The 17,296-nt window shown below is 45.2% G+C and carries 15 protein-coding genes; 14 read left to right on the forward strand and 1 reads right to left on the reverse strand.

The genetic code is table 11. The annotated features are described in order from the left end of the window. Positions 1-161: 161 nt before the first annotated feature. The 10 genes from C6H66_RS14830 to C6H66_RS14875 all read left to right on the forward strand — a co-directional run bounded on the left by C6H66_RS14830 (position 162) and on the right by C6H66_RS14875 (position 10,980). Positions 162-959 (forward strand): prepilin peptidase, encoded by a 798-nt coding sequence (locus C6H66_RS14830; protein ID WP_105395976.1) that lies wholly within the window; start codon positions 162-164, stop codon positions 957-959. A 108-nt stretch (positions 960-1,067) separates the two neighbouring features. Beyond that, positions 1,068-2,654 (forward strand): shufflon system plasmid conjugative transfer pilus tip adhesin PilV, encoded by a 1,587-nt coding sequence (gene pilV, locus C6H66_RS14835; protein ID WP_046396473.1) that lies wholly within the window; start codon positions 1,068-1,070, stop codon positions 2,652-2,654. A 64-nt stretch (positions 2,655-2,718) separates the two neighbouring features. Continuing rightward, complete coding sequence (locus C6H66_RS14840) at positions 2,719-3,243, forward strand: hypothetical protein (RefSeq protein ID WP_105395977.1); 525 nt, start codon at positions 2,719-2,721, stop codon at positions 3,241-3,243. Positions 3,244-3,362: 119 nt separating this feature from the next. Continuing rightward, positions 3,363-3,704, forward strand: a complete 342-nt coding sequence (locus C6H66_RS14845; protein WP_036778921.1) for a toxin co-regulated pilus biosynthesis Q family protein — start codon at positions 3,363-3,365, stop codon at positions 3,702-3,704. A gap of 4 nt (positions 3,705-3,708) precedes the next feature. Beyond that, complete coding sequence (gene pilN / locus C6H66_RS14850; protein ID WP_105395978.1) at positions 3,709-5,319, forward strand: PilN family type IVB pilus formation outer membrane protein; 1,611 nt, start codon at positions 3,709-3,711, stop codon at positions 5,317-5,319. Positions 5,320-5,337: 18 nt separating this feature from the next. Next, positions 5,338-6,639 carry a type 4b pilus protein PilO2 gene (gene pilO2 / locus C6H66_RS14855; RefSeq protein ID WP_105395979.1) on the forward strand — a complete coding sequence of 434 codons (1,302 nt, stop codon included), beginning with the start codon at positions 5,338-5,340 and terminating at the stop codon, positions 6,637-6,639. After that, positions 6,626-7,168, forward strand: coding sequence for a type IV pilus biogenesis protein PilP (pilP, locus tag C6H66_RS14860; RefSeq protein ID WP_044467156.1), 543 nt, complete (start codon positions 6,626-6,628; stop codon positions 7,166-7,168). Before pilO2 ends, pilP begins: the two co-directional genes overlap by 14 nt. Positions 7,169-7,190: 22 nt before the next feature. Continuing rightward, entirely contained in the window at positions 7,191-8,747 is a 1,557-nt protein-coding gene (locus tag C6H66_RS14865; RefSeq protein ID WP_105395980.1) for a GspE/PulE family protein, read from the forward strand. Positions 8,748-8,753: 6 nt separating this feature from the next. After that, complete coding sequence (locus C6H66_RS14870; protein ID WP_036778911.1) at positions 8,754-9,851, forward strand: type II secretion system F family protein; 1,098 nt, start codon at positions 8,754-8,756, stop codon at positions 9,849-9,851. A 13-nt stretch (positions 9,852-9,864) separates the two neighbouring features. After that, complete coding sequence (locus C6H66_RS14875; protein ID WP_105395981.1) at positions 9,865-10,980, forward strand: ATPase, T2SS/T4P/T4SS family; 1,116 nt, start codon at positions 9,865-9,867, stop codon at positions 10,978-10,980. 698 nt (positions 10,981-11,678) lie between these two features. On the opposite strand, the gene C6H66_RS14880 is transcribed toward C6H66_RS14875, so the two are convergent. Continuing rightward, complete coding sequence (locus tag C6H66_RS14880; RefSeq protein WP_105395982.1) at positions 11,679-12,992, reverse strand: FAD-dependent oxidoreductase; 1,314 nt, start codon at positions 12,990-12,992, stop codon at positions 11,679-11,681. 153 nt (positions 12,993-13,145) lie between these two features. Here C6H66_RS14880 and C6H66_RS14885 point away from each other — a divergent pair, with 153 nt between their 5' ends. From C6H66_RS14885 to C6H66_RS14900, 4 genes are all read left to right on the forward strand, one after another. Beyond that, on the forward strand, positions 13,146-13,799 hold the full coding sequence (locus C6H66_RS14885; protein ID WP_046396467.1) for a TetR/AcrR family transcriptional regulator: 654 nt from the start codon (positions 13,146-13,148) through the stop codon (positions 13,797-13,799). A 302-nt stretch (positions 13,800-14,101) separates the two neighbouring features. Beyond that, the gene (gene ldtD / locus C6H66_RS14890) at positions 14,102-15,826 is read left to right on the forward strand and encodes a L,D-transpeptidase (RefSeq protein WP_105395983.1); all 1,725 of its coding nucleotides are present in this window, start codon (positions 14,102-14,104) and stop codon (positions 15,824-15,826) included. A 99-nt stretch (positions 15,827-15,925) separates the two neighbouring features. Beyond that, a complete protein-coding gene (gene mepK, locus C6H66_RS14895; protein WP_105395984.1) occupies positions 15,926-16,474 on the forward strand; it encodes a peptidoglycan L,D-endopeptidase MepK in 549 nt (182 codons plus the stop codon). Between the two features lie 45 nt (positions 16,475-16,519). Next, positions 16,520-17,167, forward strand: a complete 648-nt coding sequence (locus tag C6H66_RS14900; protein ID WP_105395985.1) for an MBL fold metallo-hydrolase — start codon at positions 16,520-16,522, stop codon at positions 17,165-17,167. The last annotated feature ends 129 nt before the right edge of the window (positions 17,168-17,296 follow it).

Genomic DNA, 17,296 nt, shown 5'->3' on the forward strand with positions numbered 1-17,296 from the left:
AAACATTGATTGTTTTGATGTGATATGTGGCTTGGCAGGCTTGGTGAAGGCTTCTCAAGCTGCATTTTCTTAGTGATGGAAACAAGTCGGTTTCACTAGTTTTGTTGTTGTTCTCTTATCCAATGCGGTTCGTTGTGTGCTGAATCTGCCGGGAGATCATCATGATGATAGGGTGGTTGCAATCTTCTACCGGGTGTTTGGTTCTGGCATCCGGGTTGTTAGGGTTGTGTGTCGGAAGTTTTCTTAATGTGGTGATCTGCCGCTTGCCGATGATGATTTTCTCCGAAATCAATAGCGAGGCTGCCGACTTTAATCTCTGTTTTCCCCGTTCTCATTGTCCACGTTGCAGCCACGTGTTAGCGGCCCGCGATAACATTCCCCTGTTGAGCTATTTGTACCAGAAAGGGCTCTGTCGATACTGTAACGGTACGATTTCTATACGCTATCCACTGGTTGAAGGTGCGGTAGCGCTACTTTTTTCTTTACTAGCTTTGGATCTGGGTTGGAGTTACGGGTTGCTGGGGTTATTGGTGCTGAGTTCGATGTTGATCGCACTGGCGATCATTGATTTTGAACATATGCTGCTGCCCGATCAACTGACGCTTTCTTTGCTGTGGCTAGGGTTGTTGTTCAATCTGCATTCTGCCGGATTTGTGGCATTACCTTTGGCCGTCAGTGGCGCGGTTTGTGGATATCTGTTTTTCAGGCTGGTGGCGTGGATTGCCCAGCAATGGGTCCAGCGTGATGCGTTGGGAATGGGAGATGCTAAATTTCTGGCGGCGCTTGGTGCCTGGTTGGGGGTGGAAGCGCTTCCATTCATGATTTTGCTGGCAGCAAGTTTCACACTAATAAGTTATCTGGCGATTTGGCGACTACGCAGAATGAGAACGGCGCCACAGATCCCTTTCGGCCCGGGTCTGGCAGTCGCGGGATTGATTATGGCGCTTTTCAATAGGTAGCCCGGCATAAGTGGGCCGCAGTGTCGTTCCCTTGGCGGGATCGCTTTTGGGGTAAATAGTTTATCGGATGGAGTAGATTTTCTTACTTACTATTAAGAAGGACTATTTATGCATGATGATGAGTCTGTATCTATATTGATGATAAGCCGCCATGATGCAGGTTTCACTTTGCTGGAAGTGACTGTCGCACTGATAGTACTGGCATCAATGATGGTGGTTGGCGTGGTTTATCTCAACAGACAGAGTGACATGCTGGTGAATCAGGTTGTCGCCGGGCAGATCCAACATCTTGGCGATGCGGTGGTGGATTATGTTAATGATAATTATGTCGCTCTAAGTCGTGGACCCACTCCGGCACCAATTAATTGGGCAGAGTTGCCCCCCTATTTACCTCCGGGGCTTGATCAGAATACGGTTAATCCGCTTGGTCAGAAATATGATGGCGTATTGCGAATTGTTATGTTGCCTAATGGCAAAAAACGCATTGATCCGTTGATTTATAGCGTTCCAGCAATGGCTAATGGAAAACAGCCTGATGTTGCTAAACATTCGATGAAGATTGCGCAGTTGATTGGGGTTGGCGGCCTGTATCTGGATTATAAAAATCGGGATCATCGTAATCCGGCCACTTATTGGAATAGTTATGGTCAAGTCAATGCGCCTGGATCTTTTTCTGGTTTTTTCAATGATCAACCCAAGGAGATTGGCCGTATTTTTTATGCTCCGTTCATGCGGGATGCGTCAATCTATGGCCCGGGAACATTGGCGGGCGACTTGCTTCATCGACAAAAAATAGGCGGGCATCCAGAGTGGAATAGAATGGAAACCAGCATCAACATGGGCGGTCATAGTCTTGAGCAGGTGAATACTCTGTCGATGCAAGGCCCCGGTATGGTTAATGGTGTGAATAAGATAGCCTTTTCTGCCCGCTCTCAGGGAAACCCCTCCTATATTGAACAAAATAGCGATGGTGAAGTGGTTGTCAATCCAGAACATGGCACGTTGTTTATCCTTGATGGTAATGCTAATCCCGGTAATAAAGGGACTTTGGCTGCCGGTGATATTCATGCAGATAATAACGTCGTTGTTGGCAATAATTTAGTGATCAACACTCAAACTGGAAATCTTGTCGGTGGCAAGTGCCCTGCGTTAGGTAACCTCTCCATGAGCAAGCAGGGTGAACTGTTGGTGTGTCAGGGGATTAATGTTGATAAGTCAGATTTGGAATGGAGAGATGCTAGTGGAAGCCGGCGGTTATTGGCAAATCAAGCGGTAATCAGCAGTGGTTATTGGCTTGCATCGGGAATGTCGTCAGGAATAACAAGTAAGAGAGATGCCTATTATGTTAGCGGTGACGGCAAAGTAAACAGTCGGCGTCAGCCTTTTTTTAACAATTCAAATGCCCCTGTGTTAGTCACCGTCTCTACACCTCCGATTGCTAATAACCATCGTATGCGTTGCGTGTTGGCTGTGTATGAAGCGGATAAAAATGGCAACAGCCAAAAATCTGATTTACCGCTTGTTTTTCAACGATCTGGACTGGGGGATTATCCCGAAGAGAATTCCAAGGTAAATCTAAAGAATACAAGAACTTGCATAGTGTCATTCATTGCTGGGCCACATCGCAAATATAACATTGCCAGCGTGTTCCATTCTTCTAAAAACAGTACCCATATTTTGAAAATTCATAACTGATAAGCAGCATCTTGTGCATCTGATGATTTGGCGTTAACCAATCTAGAGTAATAGGAGAACATAAATGTGGCCATTAGCGATTGTTGGGATTGCCGTTGTATTTATCATGCAACTGATTTTTGGTGAGTTGTTGTATGAAGTGCGTGTGCAGTCAGTGCGTGCCAAGACTGATGTAGCCGCGCTGTTTCGTAGCTATGCTTCAGCCGGTGTGCAATTGCTTAATCATCATTCCGTCGGCGTGATCAAGAGTCGCAAGATGCAACAGGCATTGACCACTCTACATATGACGTGGGTGAATACCGATGCCTGGTGTGACAACGTTGCCAGTCAGTGTCTCTGGGGGGGATTTATTTCAGGGACTCATGTCTATATTTTCCGCAAAAATATCCTCTCCGGCGACAATGGGTTGTTGCATGGCGCTTTCGGAGAATTACTTAAATGGAGTGCTGAACCCGATCAGATTGGTTTTAAGCAGGGTTCCAGACTCATCGACGGTAGAGGAAAACGGGTAGAGAGTCTGCTTGCCAGACGATTGCCGGATGATGTTCGGAAGTTTGTATCTGACGGTGCGCTGGTGGAAATACTGTAGTTGTTGGAAATATTAGTTGTTGGAAATACTCGTTGTTGTTTCGCAAGCGGGCTTTCTTTGGGTCGCTAGTCTTGGTTAACAGGTTGTTTGGCTTACTTTTTTTCTTTTTGGAAAGATCGATGAACAAAATAATCACATATGTTTTTACGGTACTTGTCTGTATGTCAAGTGTCGCCGTTTATGCAGCACCGATGCGTACACCCGTTCCTGTGGCGACGGTGTGGACAGCAACTCCGGGGCAAACTCTGCGCGATGTTACACAAGAATGGGCGAGTAGGTCTGGCTACCAAGTGGTATGGGATGCTTCCTATGATTTCCCTATCCGAGCAGGTCTGCGTTTTAATGGCACGTTTATCCATGCGGTAAGCGAGCTGTTCGAAGCCTATACGATGGCGAATCGTCCTTTTGTTGTCGATATTTATCAGGAACAGCGGCTTGTTCATGTACAGGCTCAGGGGTAATAACATGCATATCCAGTTTTTGACGTTTTCCAGATTGATATTGTTGCCCTGTATAGCGACTGGTCTGGCAAGTTGTGCAGCAATCTCTAATGTTGATCGGCAGGCAGATGCTGAGATGGCAAATGCTAACAGTATTATTAAGGAGTTACGCAATACTGCCGCCATGACGGCTGTGCATGTTCACGAGCATGGTTATTGGGTATCAACTAAGGAGATTCCATCAAAGAAGGAGGGTGAAACTGTTTCTTGCATGTTGACGCTGGAGGAAGCGGAGCCGATGACGTTGAGTCAGTTTGCGGAAAAGATCAAGCGTATCTGTGGCGTGCCGGTGCTGATCAGTGCTGATGCACGGTTTACAGTGTCTCCTCCCAGTTCGGCATCGGAGGTGAAAGAGAGTGGTCAGGAGGAGGTTGTTGTCAATTCGAACGCGCAGTCAATATCTGAGGGCGGTCAACCAGAAGAGATGAAAATAAACGTGCATTGGCATGGCTCCTTGGCAGGTTTGCTTGATTCGGTCATTTTGTCATCAGGATTGCATTGGAAAGTACACAATGGAGCAGTGCATATTTTCAAAACAGAGGCGCGAGTGTTTCAAATATATGCATTGCCCGGTACGGATGCATTATCTTCCAGCGTGACAGCGACGACCAATGCCACGTTCGGCGGGGGCTTAAATGGAAGTGATAGCGGTAACGGCAACAGCGGTAGTTCCCAAACTCTCGCGACTTCTTTGACCCGTTCGGTTATGGATGAGATCCAAAAAGCAGTGGCAAATATGCTAACGCCTGGCGAAGGTAAGTTAACTTTGTCGATGGCGACGGCATCATTGGTGGTAACTGATTCACCCGAAGTACTTGATAGAATTAAGGATTATATTGATCAGCAGAACAAATTATTGACAACGCAGGTGGTGCTTAATGTCAAGATCCTTAACCTGACGTTCGATCGGGCTGATCAGTATGGCGTTGATTGGTCACTGGCCTATAAAGACGCTCATATCGGAGTGGGTGGCGCGGGCAGCGGTGTTACCGAGGGGGGGGATATCAGTACCAATATTCATATTCTTAAGGGGCCATTTAGTGACAGTAATTTACTGATCAAGGCATTATCGACCCAAGGTAAAGTCTCTATAGTGACTCAACCTTCGGTGACTACACTGAATTTGCAAGCGGTACCGATGCAGGTTGCAACCCAGACCGGTTATGTTTCATCAACTTCTAGTACCTCGACGCCACAAGTTGGCATTTCAGTAGGGATCGAGCCAGCGACAGTGACGACGGGTTTTAATATGTTGATGCTGCCTTATGCAATGGCCGACAAGCAAATATTGTTGCAGTACAACATTAGTTTGAGCGATTTAAAGAGGCTGGAGAAATTTGGCGAGAAAGCGACCGGTCAGGTGCAGTTGCCGACAATAGATTTACGCGCATTCAGTCAGAAGGTGAGACTACATTCAGGTGAAACACTGGTGCTATCAGGATTTGAACAGCAGTCAGATACCAGTGATCGTAGTGGTTTGGGCAGCCCGGATAATCAATTCTTGGGTGGGAGCCGTCAGGGCAAAAGAAACCATAATGTGATCGTAGTCATGATTACTCCTATAGTGGTAGATTGAATGGTGGTAGATTGAAAAATGACCCAGACTGAAACGGGCGCGGAGCGCGCTATGCAAATCAAGCTATATGGTAAGACGTTGGTCGCAGGCATCATCTGGCGACCGCCTGTCACTGTGTTAACACGTTCTCACATACGCAGAAATGGAATTGCCGCAGGGTTTACTTTGGCTGTCCGGCATCGTGTTGGACGAAGTATACAGGTCGGGTATGTACCAAAGGAGTCAGGAGTACCGGGTTGTTATTCATTGGCGGCCGTTCTTGCTAAAGCGGTGGATAAACCTAACTGGATAGGTGCGTTTCATTTGCCTGATGGACATTATGCATTGGTAGCGGTACATCAGGGCGCGATAATGGCAGGACGTGATTTGATCGGCACTCGTGAAGAGATCGAAGCGAAATTGCGTGATACGGTGCAGTTGGTAGAGGGCGCCAATGGGGTGTGGAATGCGATTTATGCGCCGAAGGAGTTTGAATCGCCGTGGTTGGAGGTACCATTGGCGCAACTGTTGCCGCAGTCCGCATTGAGAAAATCTGTTGGTCAGCTTGAGAGTTTAACCGGCGAAATGTCGAAGTACCAAATTAAGGTCTTTGCCATGACCGCAGGTACTGCGTTCTTGTTAGTTGGCGGTTGGTGGATGTGGCACATCTATAAGCAGAATACAGAAATAAGGGTACCGGATTTATCCAATGAGGTGGTGGAAATTCCTCCGCCACATCCGTGGCTTGCGCAACCGACAATGGCGTCTCAGTTTTCTGCATGGAATAAAGCTTTAGCCAAGGTTCCCTTATCACTCGCGGGTTGGCAGATTGAAGCCATTATGTTGGATGCTAATGCGATTTCTGTGAGTTATCAGCGCCATGATGGGATGCCGATCAATGTTTTCCAGGTTGCTGCTATCAATATTTTCCGGGCTGGCCCGGTGATTTCCAATGGTGGGGAGCAGGCACAGGTATTGATACCGTTTGAGCAGTCGCAGAGTCATGATCAGGAAAACAACGACGATGTGTTGCAGTCGTCAGATCAGGCGCTGGTTGAGCTGATGTCTTATTTTCAGGCGCTAGGTTTGCCGCCGCCAACGTTGACTGAGGGAGCTTCCATTTTACCGCCGCCTCCGCCCCCTTTGCCGGAAGGCGAAACACGCGAGTGGGCCAATCCTGATTGGCAGACTTATAACTGGACACTGACTTCTCAATTAGCGCCAGATGCACTGTTTTCAGGTAAGCCGCTCCCCGGATTGAGAGTGACCAGCGCCAGAATTGTGTTATCTGATGGTTTTCCTGAGTGGAAGCTGAGTGGAGTTTTCTATGCAAAAAATTAGCCAGCTTATAATCAGTCTATTTGTGGTGTCGGTATTTTCCCTGACATATGCGCAAACATCATCTACTGAGTTACCGGCAGTTCAGACGAAGCGCCATGTTGCACAGAAGCCTGCATTGCCAGCGATAACCACTGACAGCGTTGCTGCGCAACTGGAAAAGTTACAGACGGATTTGATGTTACTTAAAGCTGAAACCGCAAGGGCAAATGCTCAGGCTGAATTCGATAAAATTTCCAGAATGGTGAATAAAAGAGATGCCGTTAATAATGGCCTGCCTCTGGTTAAGTCAATCTTCGGGCGCAATGGGGCTCTGACCGCTACGCTCCGGCTTCGTTCAGGCGGCATCATGGATGTGAAAGCAGGTGAACAGTTGCCGAATGGTTATAAAGTGGTCCGCATTGATACCGGGGGAGTGACTTTCTCCAAACAGGGGAGATTCTATGAGGTAGGTCTTACGGCTACCAATGATGCATCGTTGCTGGATAGCCTTGACTTGATGGTTGCGCCGCCGCTGCCGTTAAGCCGTTAGTTACTGATGGGTGGCGATATTTATGGAAATAACATGCTCCGATCTGTTGTGTATGGTCAGGCAGGGTGCAAAAGTTTTATCTGCCTTGAGCGGCGTACTTGAAATAGAGTTAGCTAACCGCAGTTTGATATGTCTTGTTGAGTTACCTCAGCAGAAGGGGCAATGCGTACTTGCCGTATCTGCTTCCCACCGGCTTGATCCCCATGTGCTGGCCTATGAAGAGACGGTTAAAAGACATGGCCTTATCTATCAGACTGTCACTTGTGGCATGGGGAGCATATTGGAATTGTACCGTCTCAGTAAGAGCGAGAGTCATGGACTGGGAGGGAGTGAATCGGATGTTCAGCGTTATATCATTCGCTTAATCGGCGAAGCGACTGAGGAACGGGCGTCAGATTTGCATATCGTTGCTCGCCGTAATTATTGTGAAATCCGTTGCCGTATCGATGGTTATTTGCGGTCAATAGGACAACTGCGGCCAGAAGAAGGATTGCGATTATGCGCGACTATCTATCAAAGTATGTGTGATGTGGCAGAGCCGACGTTTAAACCGATGCAGGCGCAGCGCGCGCGAATGAAAGATGAGTTTCTGGCTGAGTGCGGACTTTCCGGGGCGCGTATTAATACCCGTCCACTCGATCGCGGCATGTTGATGGTGCTGCGATTGTTGTATGCGGACAGCCCCGGTACGGTGTGCACCTTAAGCGATCTCGGCTATTTGCCGGAACAGTGCCAGATACTGGAAGAACTTATGGAGCATCGGGCCGGTGTGGTTCTTTTGTCTGGTGCGACCGGTAGTGGAAAGAGCACCACTTTGAAAGTTGTGATGCAGAAGATGATAACCGAGCAAGCCGGCATCCATCTGCTTACGCTTGAAGATCCACCCGAATATGAAATTGAAGGCGCTAATCAATCGCCTATAACTGGAGATCGAGGTGATAGCATGGTTGTCGAACAGGAATGGGCGATGGCAATTGCTGATGCAATGCGACTCGATCCTGATGTGATTATGGTCGGTGAGATACGCGACGCAGTGACGGCAAAGATGGCATTTCGTGCCGCAATGACCGGCCATCTTATTTGGACCACGATACATGCAAACGATGCTTTAGCGATCTTGCCCCGCTTGCAGGATGAGGCTGTGATGGAGTCGCTATTAATGGATTCGCGTCTGGTGATTGGTTTAGTCAGCCAAGCGCTGATTCAGGTGTTATGTCCTCATTGTAAAGTTCCCCTGCGAGGGCATGAGCAAGAAGTCTCCGAGCGTCTGTTGAAACGACTCAATCTTTATTGTCAGCCGGAGTCGGTTTGTCTACAGGGGGAAGGTTGTGACTATTGCAAACAGTGCGGCACCTTGGGCCGAACAGTAGTCGCTGAAGTGATACGCACTTCCCCCGGCTTAATGCAAGCTTATCGAATGGGTCATCATCACGAAGCGACTCGATATTGGATCTCGGAGATGGCGGGATTAAGCAAGATCGACGCACTTATTCGCAAAATAAATGACGGAATAATCGATCCCCGTGCCGCAGAACGTGTGATGGGACCGATTATTCCTGCGATCCATCAAATAGAGTGAAACGCTATGTCCATGACCGATTTTGTTGAAAGACTGAACTATCGATTTGCGAAGATCCAGTTTGGTAATAAAGCACGGATTCGTTTTTACGGGCATCTAATCATGATGCTGGAAAATCGCATCATGCTGATTGATGCATTACGTGAAATGTATAATATCGCCAGCAACGAAGGCCATAAACCCAACAATGGTTGTGCGTTGGTGTTAAGTAGTTGCTATGAATCGGTCAGTCAGGGCAGTACCTTGGCGGAGAGTTTACAGCGATGGATTGGTCCCAATGAAGTCGCGGTGATTGCTGCGGGTGAGCGTTCCGGCGACATACGTAGCGCTTTTATGGATGCGATCGCCATGATCGAAGCGGGTAGCAAGATCCGCAGTGCCGTTATTGGCACATCTATTTATCCACTTATACTCATCGGGATGATATGTGTATTGCTGCATATTGTGGCTGGGAGTTTGGTGCCCAAACTGGCCGCTGTTTCTAAGCCGGAAACCTGGGATGGTGCGGCTTATACCCTTTATTTGATGGGAACATTTGTCAACGATTATGGATTTTATTCGCTGATATTGCTGGTGATATTGATCATTTTATTGTTGTTATCGCTATCTTTTCTGGGGGGGCGACTGCGAACAGTGCTTGACCGGTTTCCGCCGTGGTCACTGTACAGAACCATTCATGGCAGTATGTTCATATTGAATGTGTCGTTGCTGATCCGTTCAGGGATGATGTTGCAATCGGCGCTGGAATTGCTGCTGGAACAGGCGGGTTCCCGCTGGCTGTATGTGCGTATCGCGGCTACGCTCGAGCATATTTCAATGGGGGCTGGTTTTGGTGAGGCATTGCGCGATACCGGTTACCGTTTCCCGGATGACGAGGCGATCAGTTATCTGAGGTTATTGTCACGATTGCAGGGTTTTGATCAATCAATGGCGAAGTTTGCACGGCACTGGTTGGATGAAACGATAGTTAAGGTTCAGATAGTGACGCGTGGCTTCCTGTTGGCTTCAATTCTTATGATTGGCGGCATGTTGATGCTGGTGGTGACGGCGGTATCGGGCATTGAAAACGCCATTGAACAGTCGTTATCTATGCCATCTGTTTAATTCGAGATTAACGATGAAAATCAGGCAGAATATTGAAACTGGAACCAGTGAAATTCAAGGAACAGGCGGCGTATGTCGTGAGAAGGCGTTGAATGAGCTGAGAGAAGCTTGCGGGCCGATTATCCTCCGAGCGCTTGATGACAAAGACGTGGTGGAAATCATCATTAATCCTGATGGAAAACTGTGGATTGAATTGCATAACCAAGGCATGAATGAAGCGCAATCTCATTTTCCGGCGGATGCGGCAGAGCGGATTTTACTGATTTCGGCTTCGTTGCAAAAGTCAGATGTTGGCGTTGATGTGGGTCTGATTGAAGGTGAATTTCCATTGGGGAGCGCTCGGATTGCCGGTGTCTTGCCTCCGCTGGCAAATGCGCCGACTATTGCCATTCGTAAACACTCTCCGGTGGTATTATCGCTGTCTGATTACCGCAAAAGCGGCATTATTAAGCCGATAGGCGTTACCGCCATGCGGTTGGCATCTGGAATAGCGAGTTATAAACGCAGTTTTGAACACCCAATTGAGGCAATTCGTGAAGCTGTGATGATGCGCAAGAATATTCTAATCGTTGGGGGTACCGGCAGTGGGAAAACGACGCTGGCTAACACTATTTTGTACGAGATTAGCCTGCAATGCCCGAGTGACCGTATTGTGGCGATTGAGGATACGATGGAATTACAGCTTAATAATGCTAACCGGGCGCTGTTACGAACTAGTAAGGATGTGGATATGCGTCGTTTGCTGCGAACGACAATGCGTTTGCGTCCAGACCGGATTGTAGTGGGTGAGATTCGCGGCGGTGAAGCTTATACTTTGCTCAAGAGTTGGAATTCCGGCCATCCTGGAGGAGTAGCAACCATGCATGCCAACTCATCTGAAGAGGGGTTACAAAAACTGGCGCATTACATTTATGAAAATGAAGCGGCGCAGGGTTTTACGCCTGAAACTATAGGTTGGATGATTGCCAAAAGTGTGAATTTGGTGGTGGTAATAGAAAAGATCGCAATGGAACCGGGAAGAATAGTGTCAGAAATTTGTGAAGTTTCCGGGTTTATGAATGATCGTTACAATATGAATGTTTTGTGCTTACAAAGTAATGGATACTGTGAATTCAAACCACGTATTTAAAGTGTGACGTTACACATATCCCTGAAAATGATGATGAGAATATAAAAATAATAATAAAAAATTTATCTATAATTTATTATTTTCTTCTATTAATTAAATGTTTGTTATTTTTAAAATAATGATATTACAGGTTAAATAATTAAATGCTGCTGAATATTGATGTTTGTGATTAAGGAGGGCAATTGAATTTTAAATGTAAAAGGATTTTAAATGTAAAAATACTGTGGATTATGTACAGACTCTCGGATAATTAAATGTAATGATATGAATCGAATAAGGTTTTCTGTTCTGTTTTACTGAGTTAACTAATTGATTTAAAATATTATATTAACTTTCAATTATTTTCATTAATTGCCAGTGAATTATCTGGATATTATAAATGACAAAATTAATAGATTTAAAAATACATAGCTTCTTTAATTTTTTTGTAGCCCGGAAAATATAGATTTAAGCCATTGTAAATTTGGCAAAAACCTACCAGATAATCCGGGCATGGATTTTTATTATATTTTTTAGACAAGATATTCTGGCCGATACGATAGTAAATAATCGATTCTGCCTTATCAAGTCTTTATTTTTCAAAAAGAAGTTCTCACTGGTTTACCAAAACCAGACTCTATTCTTGAGCCGACGCAATATTACAGCAAATTCTTTGCTAATCGTTTATTCAAGTTATCTGGAGGTAAAGTGAAAGCCTCTTATTGCGTACTACTCAAAGAGTGTGTAGTACCTAATTTTATTTTTCCCTGGTGTTGCGCAGATTTTGTTATCGGGAATAGCACTCGCTTTATTGGCGGTAAAGTTTGTGCAACCCGAAGTACAGTTCGAAACAGTATTCGCTTGATCATCGAACGATCGGCTGCATTTAACGCGGTACGTAACGAAATCTCAACGGCTTCATTAGCATATGTTCGCATTTGTTGTTCATAATCTGAAATCGCTTTGATTAAATCTTCATGATCTGACGCTACCCGAGTCAGAGTCTGTGTGAGCAAAAGTGCGTCTCGAAGCGCTGTATTTGCTCCCATGCCCACCATTGGCGTCATGTTGTGAATAGCGTCGCCAAGGAGTGTGACAGCGCTGGAACGCCAGGGTAAGAGATGATCCATACTGCGTAACGGAATCACAGAGATGTTTTCCATATCACTCTGCTTAATCAAGGTATGCAGGTTTGGGTCCCATGCAGCAATACGGGTACAGATCAGATCACACAGAGATTCCGCGGGAAAATCGGTAATCGTATTCGGATAGCTATTCGTTGCTGCTGCGTAGGCCCACATGACAAAATCGCCAATTTCTGCCGATGTGGCCTTTACTTGGGTATTGATTGGAGCACGCCATAGAGAGACAAACAATCCACCAGAGCTTTTAGGCACGATATTGTTGGGCGACCCATCCAGCAAATATGGAGGCAATGAGTCAGCAAGAGCTTGGGTAAGGCGCACACGTCCAACGGTGAGAGTGACGCCAATATCAAGCCTTTTTATCGCGGGGAGGTACTGCTTGCGTACTCTTGAATTGCTTCCATCTGCACCGATAAGAACATCAACATCCTCATGACTTTTATCTGTGAAAAAAAGCCTGACTTTACCGTTTTGCATGTGTTCATAGCGCTCGAACGTTTTGTTCCATTGAACGGTGTCTGATAGCCCCTCGTTTAGTACTTCTATAAGTTCAGATCTGCTGATTGACATCCGATCTTCGGTAATAATTTGTCCATCCTCTCCGTGAATATTTCTCTGAGCCTCAAGAAGAAGATGTAGATGTTCATCATAGAATCTTGTCTGTCCACCGACAGGTTTTGAAATCTTTTTAAAGGTTAACCAGTTAGTTTCCGGTAGGCATTCCTGCATAGCCTGCTGGCCGAACGTATCGACGTAAATGCCATAACCGGGAAGTATGGATGACGTAGCAGAGCCACGTTCATAAACTTTCACTTTTATTCCATTTTTACGCAGGCCATGTGCCAGGCATGCACCACCAATCCCTGAGCCGATTATTCCAACGTTCATTTCTTTTTTCTCCATAAGTAGTACGATGTGATTCTGAAAGAATCATGGTGACTATAGCTGGCTAGGATCACAGCCATCAGTCGTGTTACTGCTATAGTCTTAATAATAGTATACCGTACCGTTCGGTACCAATAAAAATTTAGGTTTTTTTACATGACAAGTACACCTAAAGCCCAAACAGATCACAAAAGAACCCGTTCGTACTCTAGAATTTCAGGAGAACGAGTTAACGAGCTGTTAAAAATTGCTGCTCAGGTATTTGCAGAACGGGGTTTTGATGGTGCCAGTATCAATGAGATGGCGAAACGTGCTAATGCTTCGAAGGGAACCTATTATAGCCGATTCCCTTCTAAAGAAGAGTTGTTAGTCGCTGTCGTCAGGCAAAGAATAGAAGAAGTTGAAGTCGGTCTGGACAAGACGATGAACCGCGAACCAGATATTGGGAAAGCGTTAACCATTTTTGCAGAGGAAGTTCTCACGGCAATTCTCTCTGAGACAATGATCGCAAACTACCGGGTGGTAACGTTGGAGTCTCAACGTTTTCCGCAGTTAGGTAAGATCTATTATGAAAAGGGAGTCAAAAAGATCGTAGATTTTCTTGTCGAATATCTGGTACGAAAGATGAAGGAGGGAAAATTGAACATAGTAGACCCGAAAATCTCCGCAGAGGTGTTTATCGATGGCATCATTGGAACGCCAAGGCTTAAGGCTACTTTGGGTATTGGTTTACCGACTCCAGAGGAGAAATCTCAGCGAATTGCCATCGCTGTTCAGTCATTTCTCGCTGCATATGGTACGGTTTCATGATAGTTGCTTTGTAGTAAACCAGAAATTATTGTAGGAATGGCGTTGAATTGAGGGCCTGCCTGTTATTAGGTGGGTCTCTCTGCTGAATAAAGAAAGCGGTTTGCATACCTTGAATTATAGACGAGACGCTTTGGCGTCTTTTTTGCTCTTGTGTGTTGGTTTACTTGTAGTTGATTACTCTATTTCCTTTGCAAACAAATAGTTTACAATTTAACTAACTTATTGTTTTTCTTTGATCAGCGTCTGAATTTGTCATAATTAAAATTAATTTGTGAAGATGTTCCGAAGATGGGTATGTTGATATGGTAAAAAGAGTGATAAAGCCACTGCGCGTTTCGGTTATTTGCAGTACATTCATGGTAGCTGGATATGCTTTAGCTAATCATCAGAATAGGCTGATTGAAGGTGATACGCAGAATCTATCAAAAATAGAGACTGAAAAGATATCTGAGGCAATAACACTCGAACAAGCGCAAACTGCTGTGATTTCAGAAACAGAGCGTCGTAAAATGCTGCGAAGCTGGATACCAGCGCAAGTTAAGCCTGTTTTCTTTGACCAATTGGTTCGTTTGTACTCTGCCAATCAGATGCAACCTTTGTGGCAAGATAAAATTGCGGTTCAACGTTTTGAACAACAACTTTCAGAACTTGCATTGGCAGGGTTTCAGCCGCAATTTGGTCAATGGCTGACTGAACTCAATGAGGCTCAATTGAGTCAGATGGGACGTGATCTCATCTTATCGGATGCTATGCTAGGTTATTTACAATTTGTCTCAGATGTCGGTCAGCAGGGCCAAAGCTGGCTCTATCGCACTATGTTATATAACAGCACTACACCATACAAAATTATATTACCTTCACCAGCAGTTATAGATCAGTGGCAGCAAGCTATTATCGATCACAATGTGGCCGCTTATGTTGCAGCATTGGCGCCACAACATCCTCAATATGAAAATATGCGCAAGGAGATGATGAAACAACTGGCTGATAGTAAACCGTGGCCACAGCTTTCTGATAAAAGTGCGCTAAAACCGGGACAGAGTAGTTCTGATGTCGCTGTGTTGAGAGAAATACTTATTCGCCTTGGGATGTTGAGTGAACTGACAGCTCAAGCAGATCATGTCTACGATCCTGAACTGGTGACTGCGGTAAAAAATTTTCAGCATTGGCAAGGGTTGGCGCAGGATGGAGTAATTGGTAAACGCACAAGAGATTGGTTAAATACTTCACCTCAAACTAGAGCGGGTTTGATAGCGCTTAATATCCAACGCTTGCGTATTATCCCAAGCCATGTGTCTACAGGAATTATGGTCAATATTCCAGATTATTCATTGTATTATTATCTTAATGATCAGGAAGTGTTGGATTCGAAAGTGATCGTTGGTCGTCCAAGCCGTAAAACACCCATTATGAGTAGTGTGCTGAATAATGTGGTGATTAATCCTCCCTGGAGTGTGCCAACTAGCCTGGCAAGAAAAGATATCGCACCACGAGGGCTTGATGATCCCGGATATTTTCAACGGGGAGGATACGTTATCTTTTCCAACTGGCGTGCTGATGCCAGTGTCATCGACCCTTATACGATTGATTGGAGCGTGATTACGCCTGCTAACTTTCCTTATCGAATATGGCAAGCTCCGGGACCGACTAACTCATTAGGCCGCTATAAATTTAATATGCCAAATTCGGATGCTATCTATTTGCATGATACGCCGAACCATAACTTGTTTAACAAAGACATCCGGGCGATCAGCTCTGGCTGTGTACGGATTAACAAGGCTTCAGAATTAGCAAATATGTTATTGGGAGATGTGGGGTGGACTCAAAACAAAGTGACTGATACCGTGAAACAGGGCAATACCGTTTATGTCAACATTCCACAGCGTATTCCTGTCTATTTGTATTATTTAACTGCCTGGATAGATGAACAGGGGATTCCTCAGTACCGTACCGATATTTATGATTACGATAATAGTGTGAGACAAGGTTCCCAGTTTTTGTCAAAGTTGTTACCTTTACAAAACTAAATGCAACTAATTTTTGTTATTAGTTGTCATAGTGACCAGTGACCAGTGACCAGTTGCCTGGTGATTTACTTTTTCCATAATCTGAGTAGACATTTCTTCATGGATATAATTGATCATAATCGCCGTAAGTGGCTTTGTGTGGGGGCTGCTGCTTTGGGCTTGAGTTTTTTTCCGGGGCATGCTTTTGCTACTCTGGCCACTCCACGCCCACGGATTTTACGTTTTGACAACTTACATACGGGTGAAACGATTAAAGCCGAATTTTTTGACGGCTATCGTTACAACAAAGAAGAGCTGGCCCGCTTGGATCATCTGTTTCGAGATTATCGTCAAAATAGAGTTAAGACTATCGATCCTAAATTATTTGATCAGATTTATTTGCTGCAAATGATGATGGGGATTAATAAACCTGTACAACTTATTTCTGGTTACCGTTCACTGGTAACCAACAATCAGTTGCGCAAGCAAAGTAAAGGCGTGGCTAGACAGAGTTACCATACTCGCGGGCGGGCGATGGATTTTCATATTGAAGGTATTGAGCTTAGTCGTATCTGCAAGGCTGCTCTGAAAATGAAAGCGGGAGGAGTAGGATACTATCCACACAGTAATTTCGTTCATATTGATACAGGTCCCGTCAGGACATGGTAATCTGGTGAGTAACTATTTTGTTTTGACTATGGAGTAAATGAAATAATGAAATACCAAATTATTCCTGTTACTGCTTTTATGCAGAATTGTACCCTTATTTGGAATGAAGAGAGTAAGGAGGCGGCAATTGTTGATCCGGGGGGAGAAGCAGAGAAGCTGATCGCCGAGATAGAACGTCGTGGTTTGAAATTGACCCAAGTTTTATTGACTCATGGTCACTTTGACCATGTTGGTGCAACAGCGGCAGTCGCTAAACATTTTAATGTGCCGGTCTACGGACCGCAGCAGGAAGATGCTTTCTGGATTGAAGGCTTGCAAGCTCAGAGTCGGATGTTTGGCATTGAAGAATGCCCATCATTTGAACCTGATCGCTGGTTAAATGAAGGTGATGAACTACGAGTAGGAGGCGTTGATTTATCTGTGTTGCACTGTCCAGGGCATACGCCAGGGCATGTTGTGTTTGTAAATCATGCGGATAAACTGATTTATATGGGAGATGTTCTGTTTAAAGGGGGAGTTGGGCGTAGTGACTTCCCACGCGGTAATCACCAGCAGTTAATTAACTCAATTAAAGATAAACTTCTGCCACTTGGTGATGATTATGAATTTATTCCAGGGCACGGGCCAATGTCGACGTTAGGTTATGAGCGCCAGACGAATCCATTTTTACAGGATGAAGTACCAGGTTGGTGATGATCAACCCGTTCTATTTTCATTTTGATGTACTCAATGAGATTAATATCGCAATTGTGTCGAGTGTCGAATCTTCTGAATGATAAAAGCCGCTGAAATTCAGCGACTTTTTCATAGTAAGGTAAATAT

It is taken from the genome of Photorhabdus hindustanensis (assembly GCF_002968995.1).
GTDB classification, from domain to species: Bacteria; Pseudomonadota; Gammaproteobacteria; order Enterobacterales; family Enterobacteriaceae; genus Photorhabdus; species Photorhabdus akhurstii.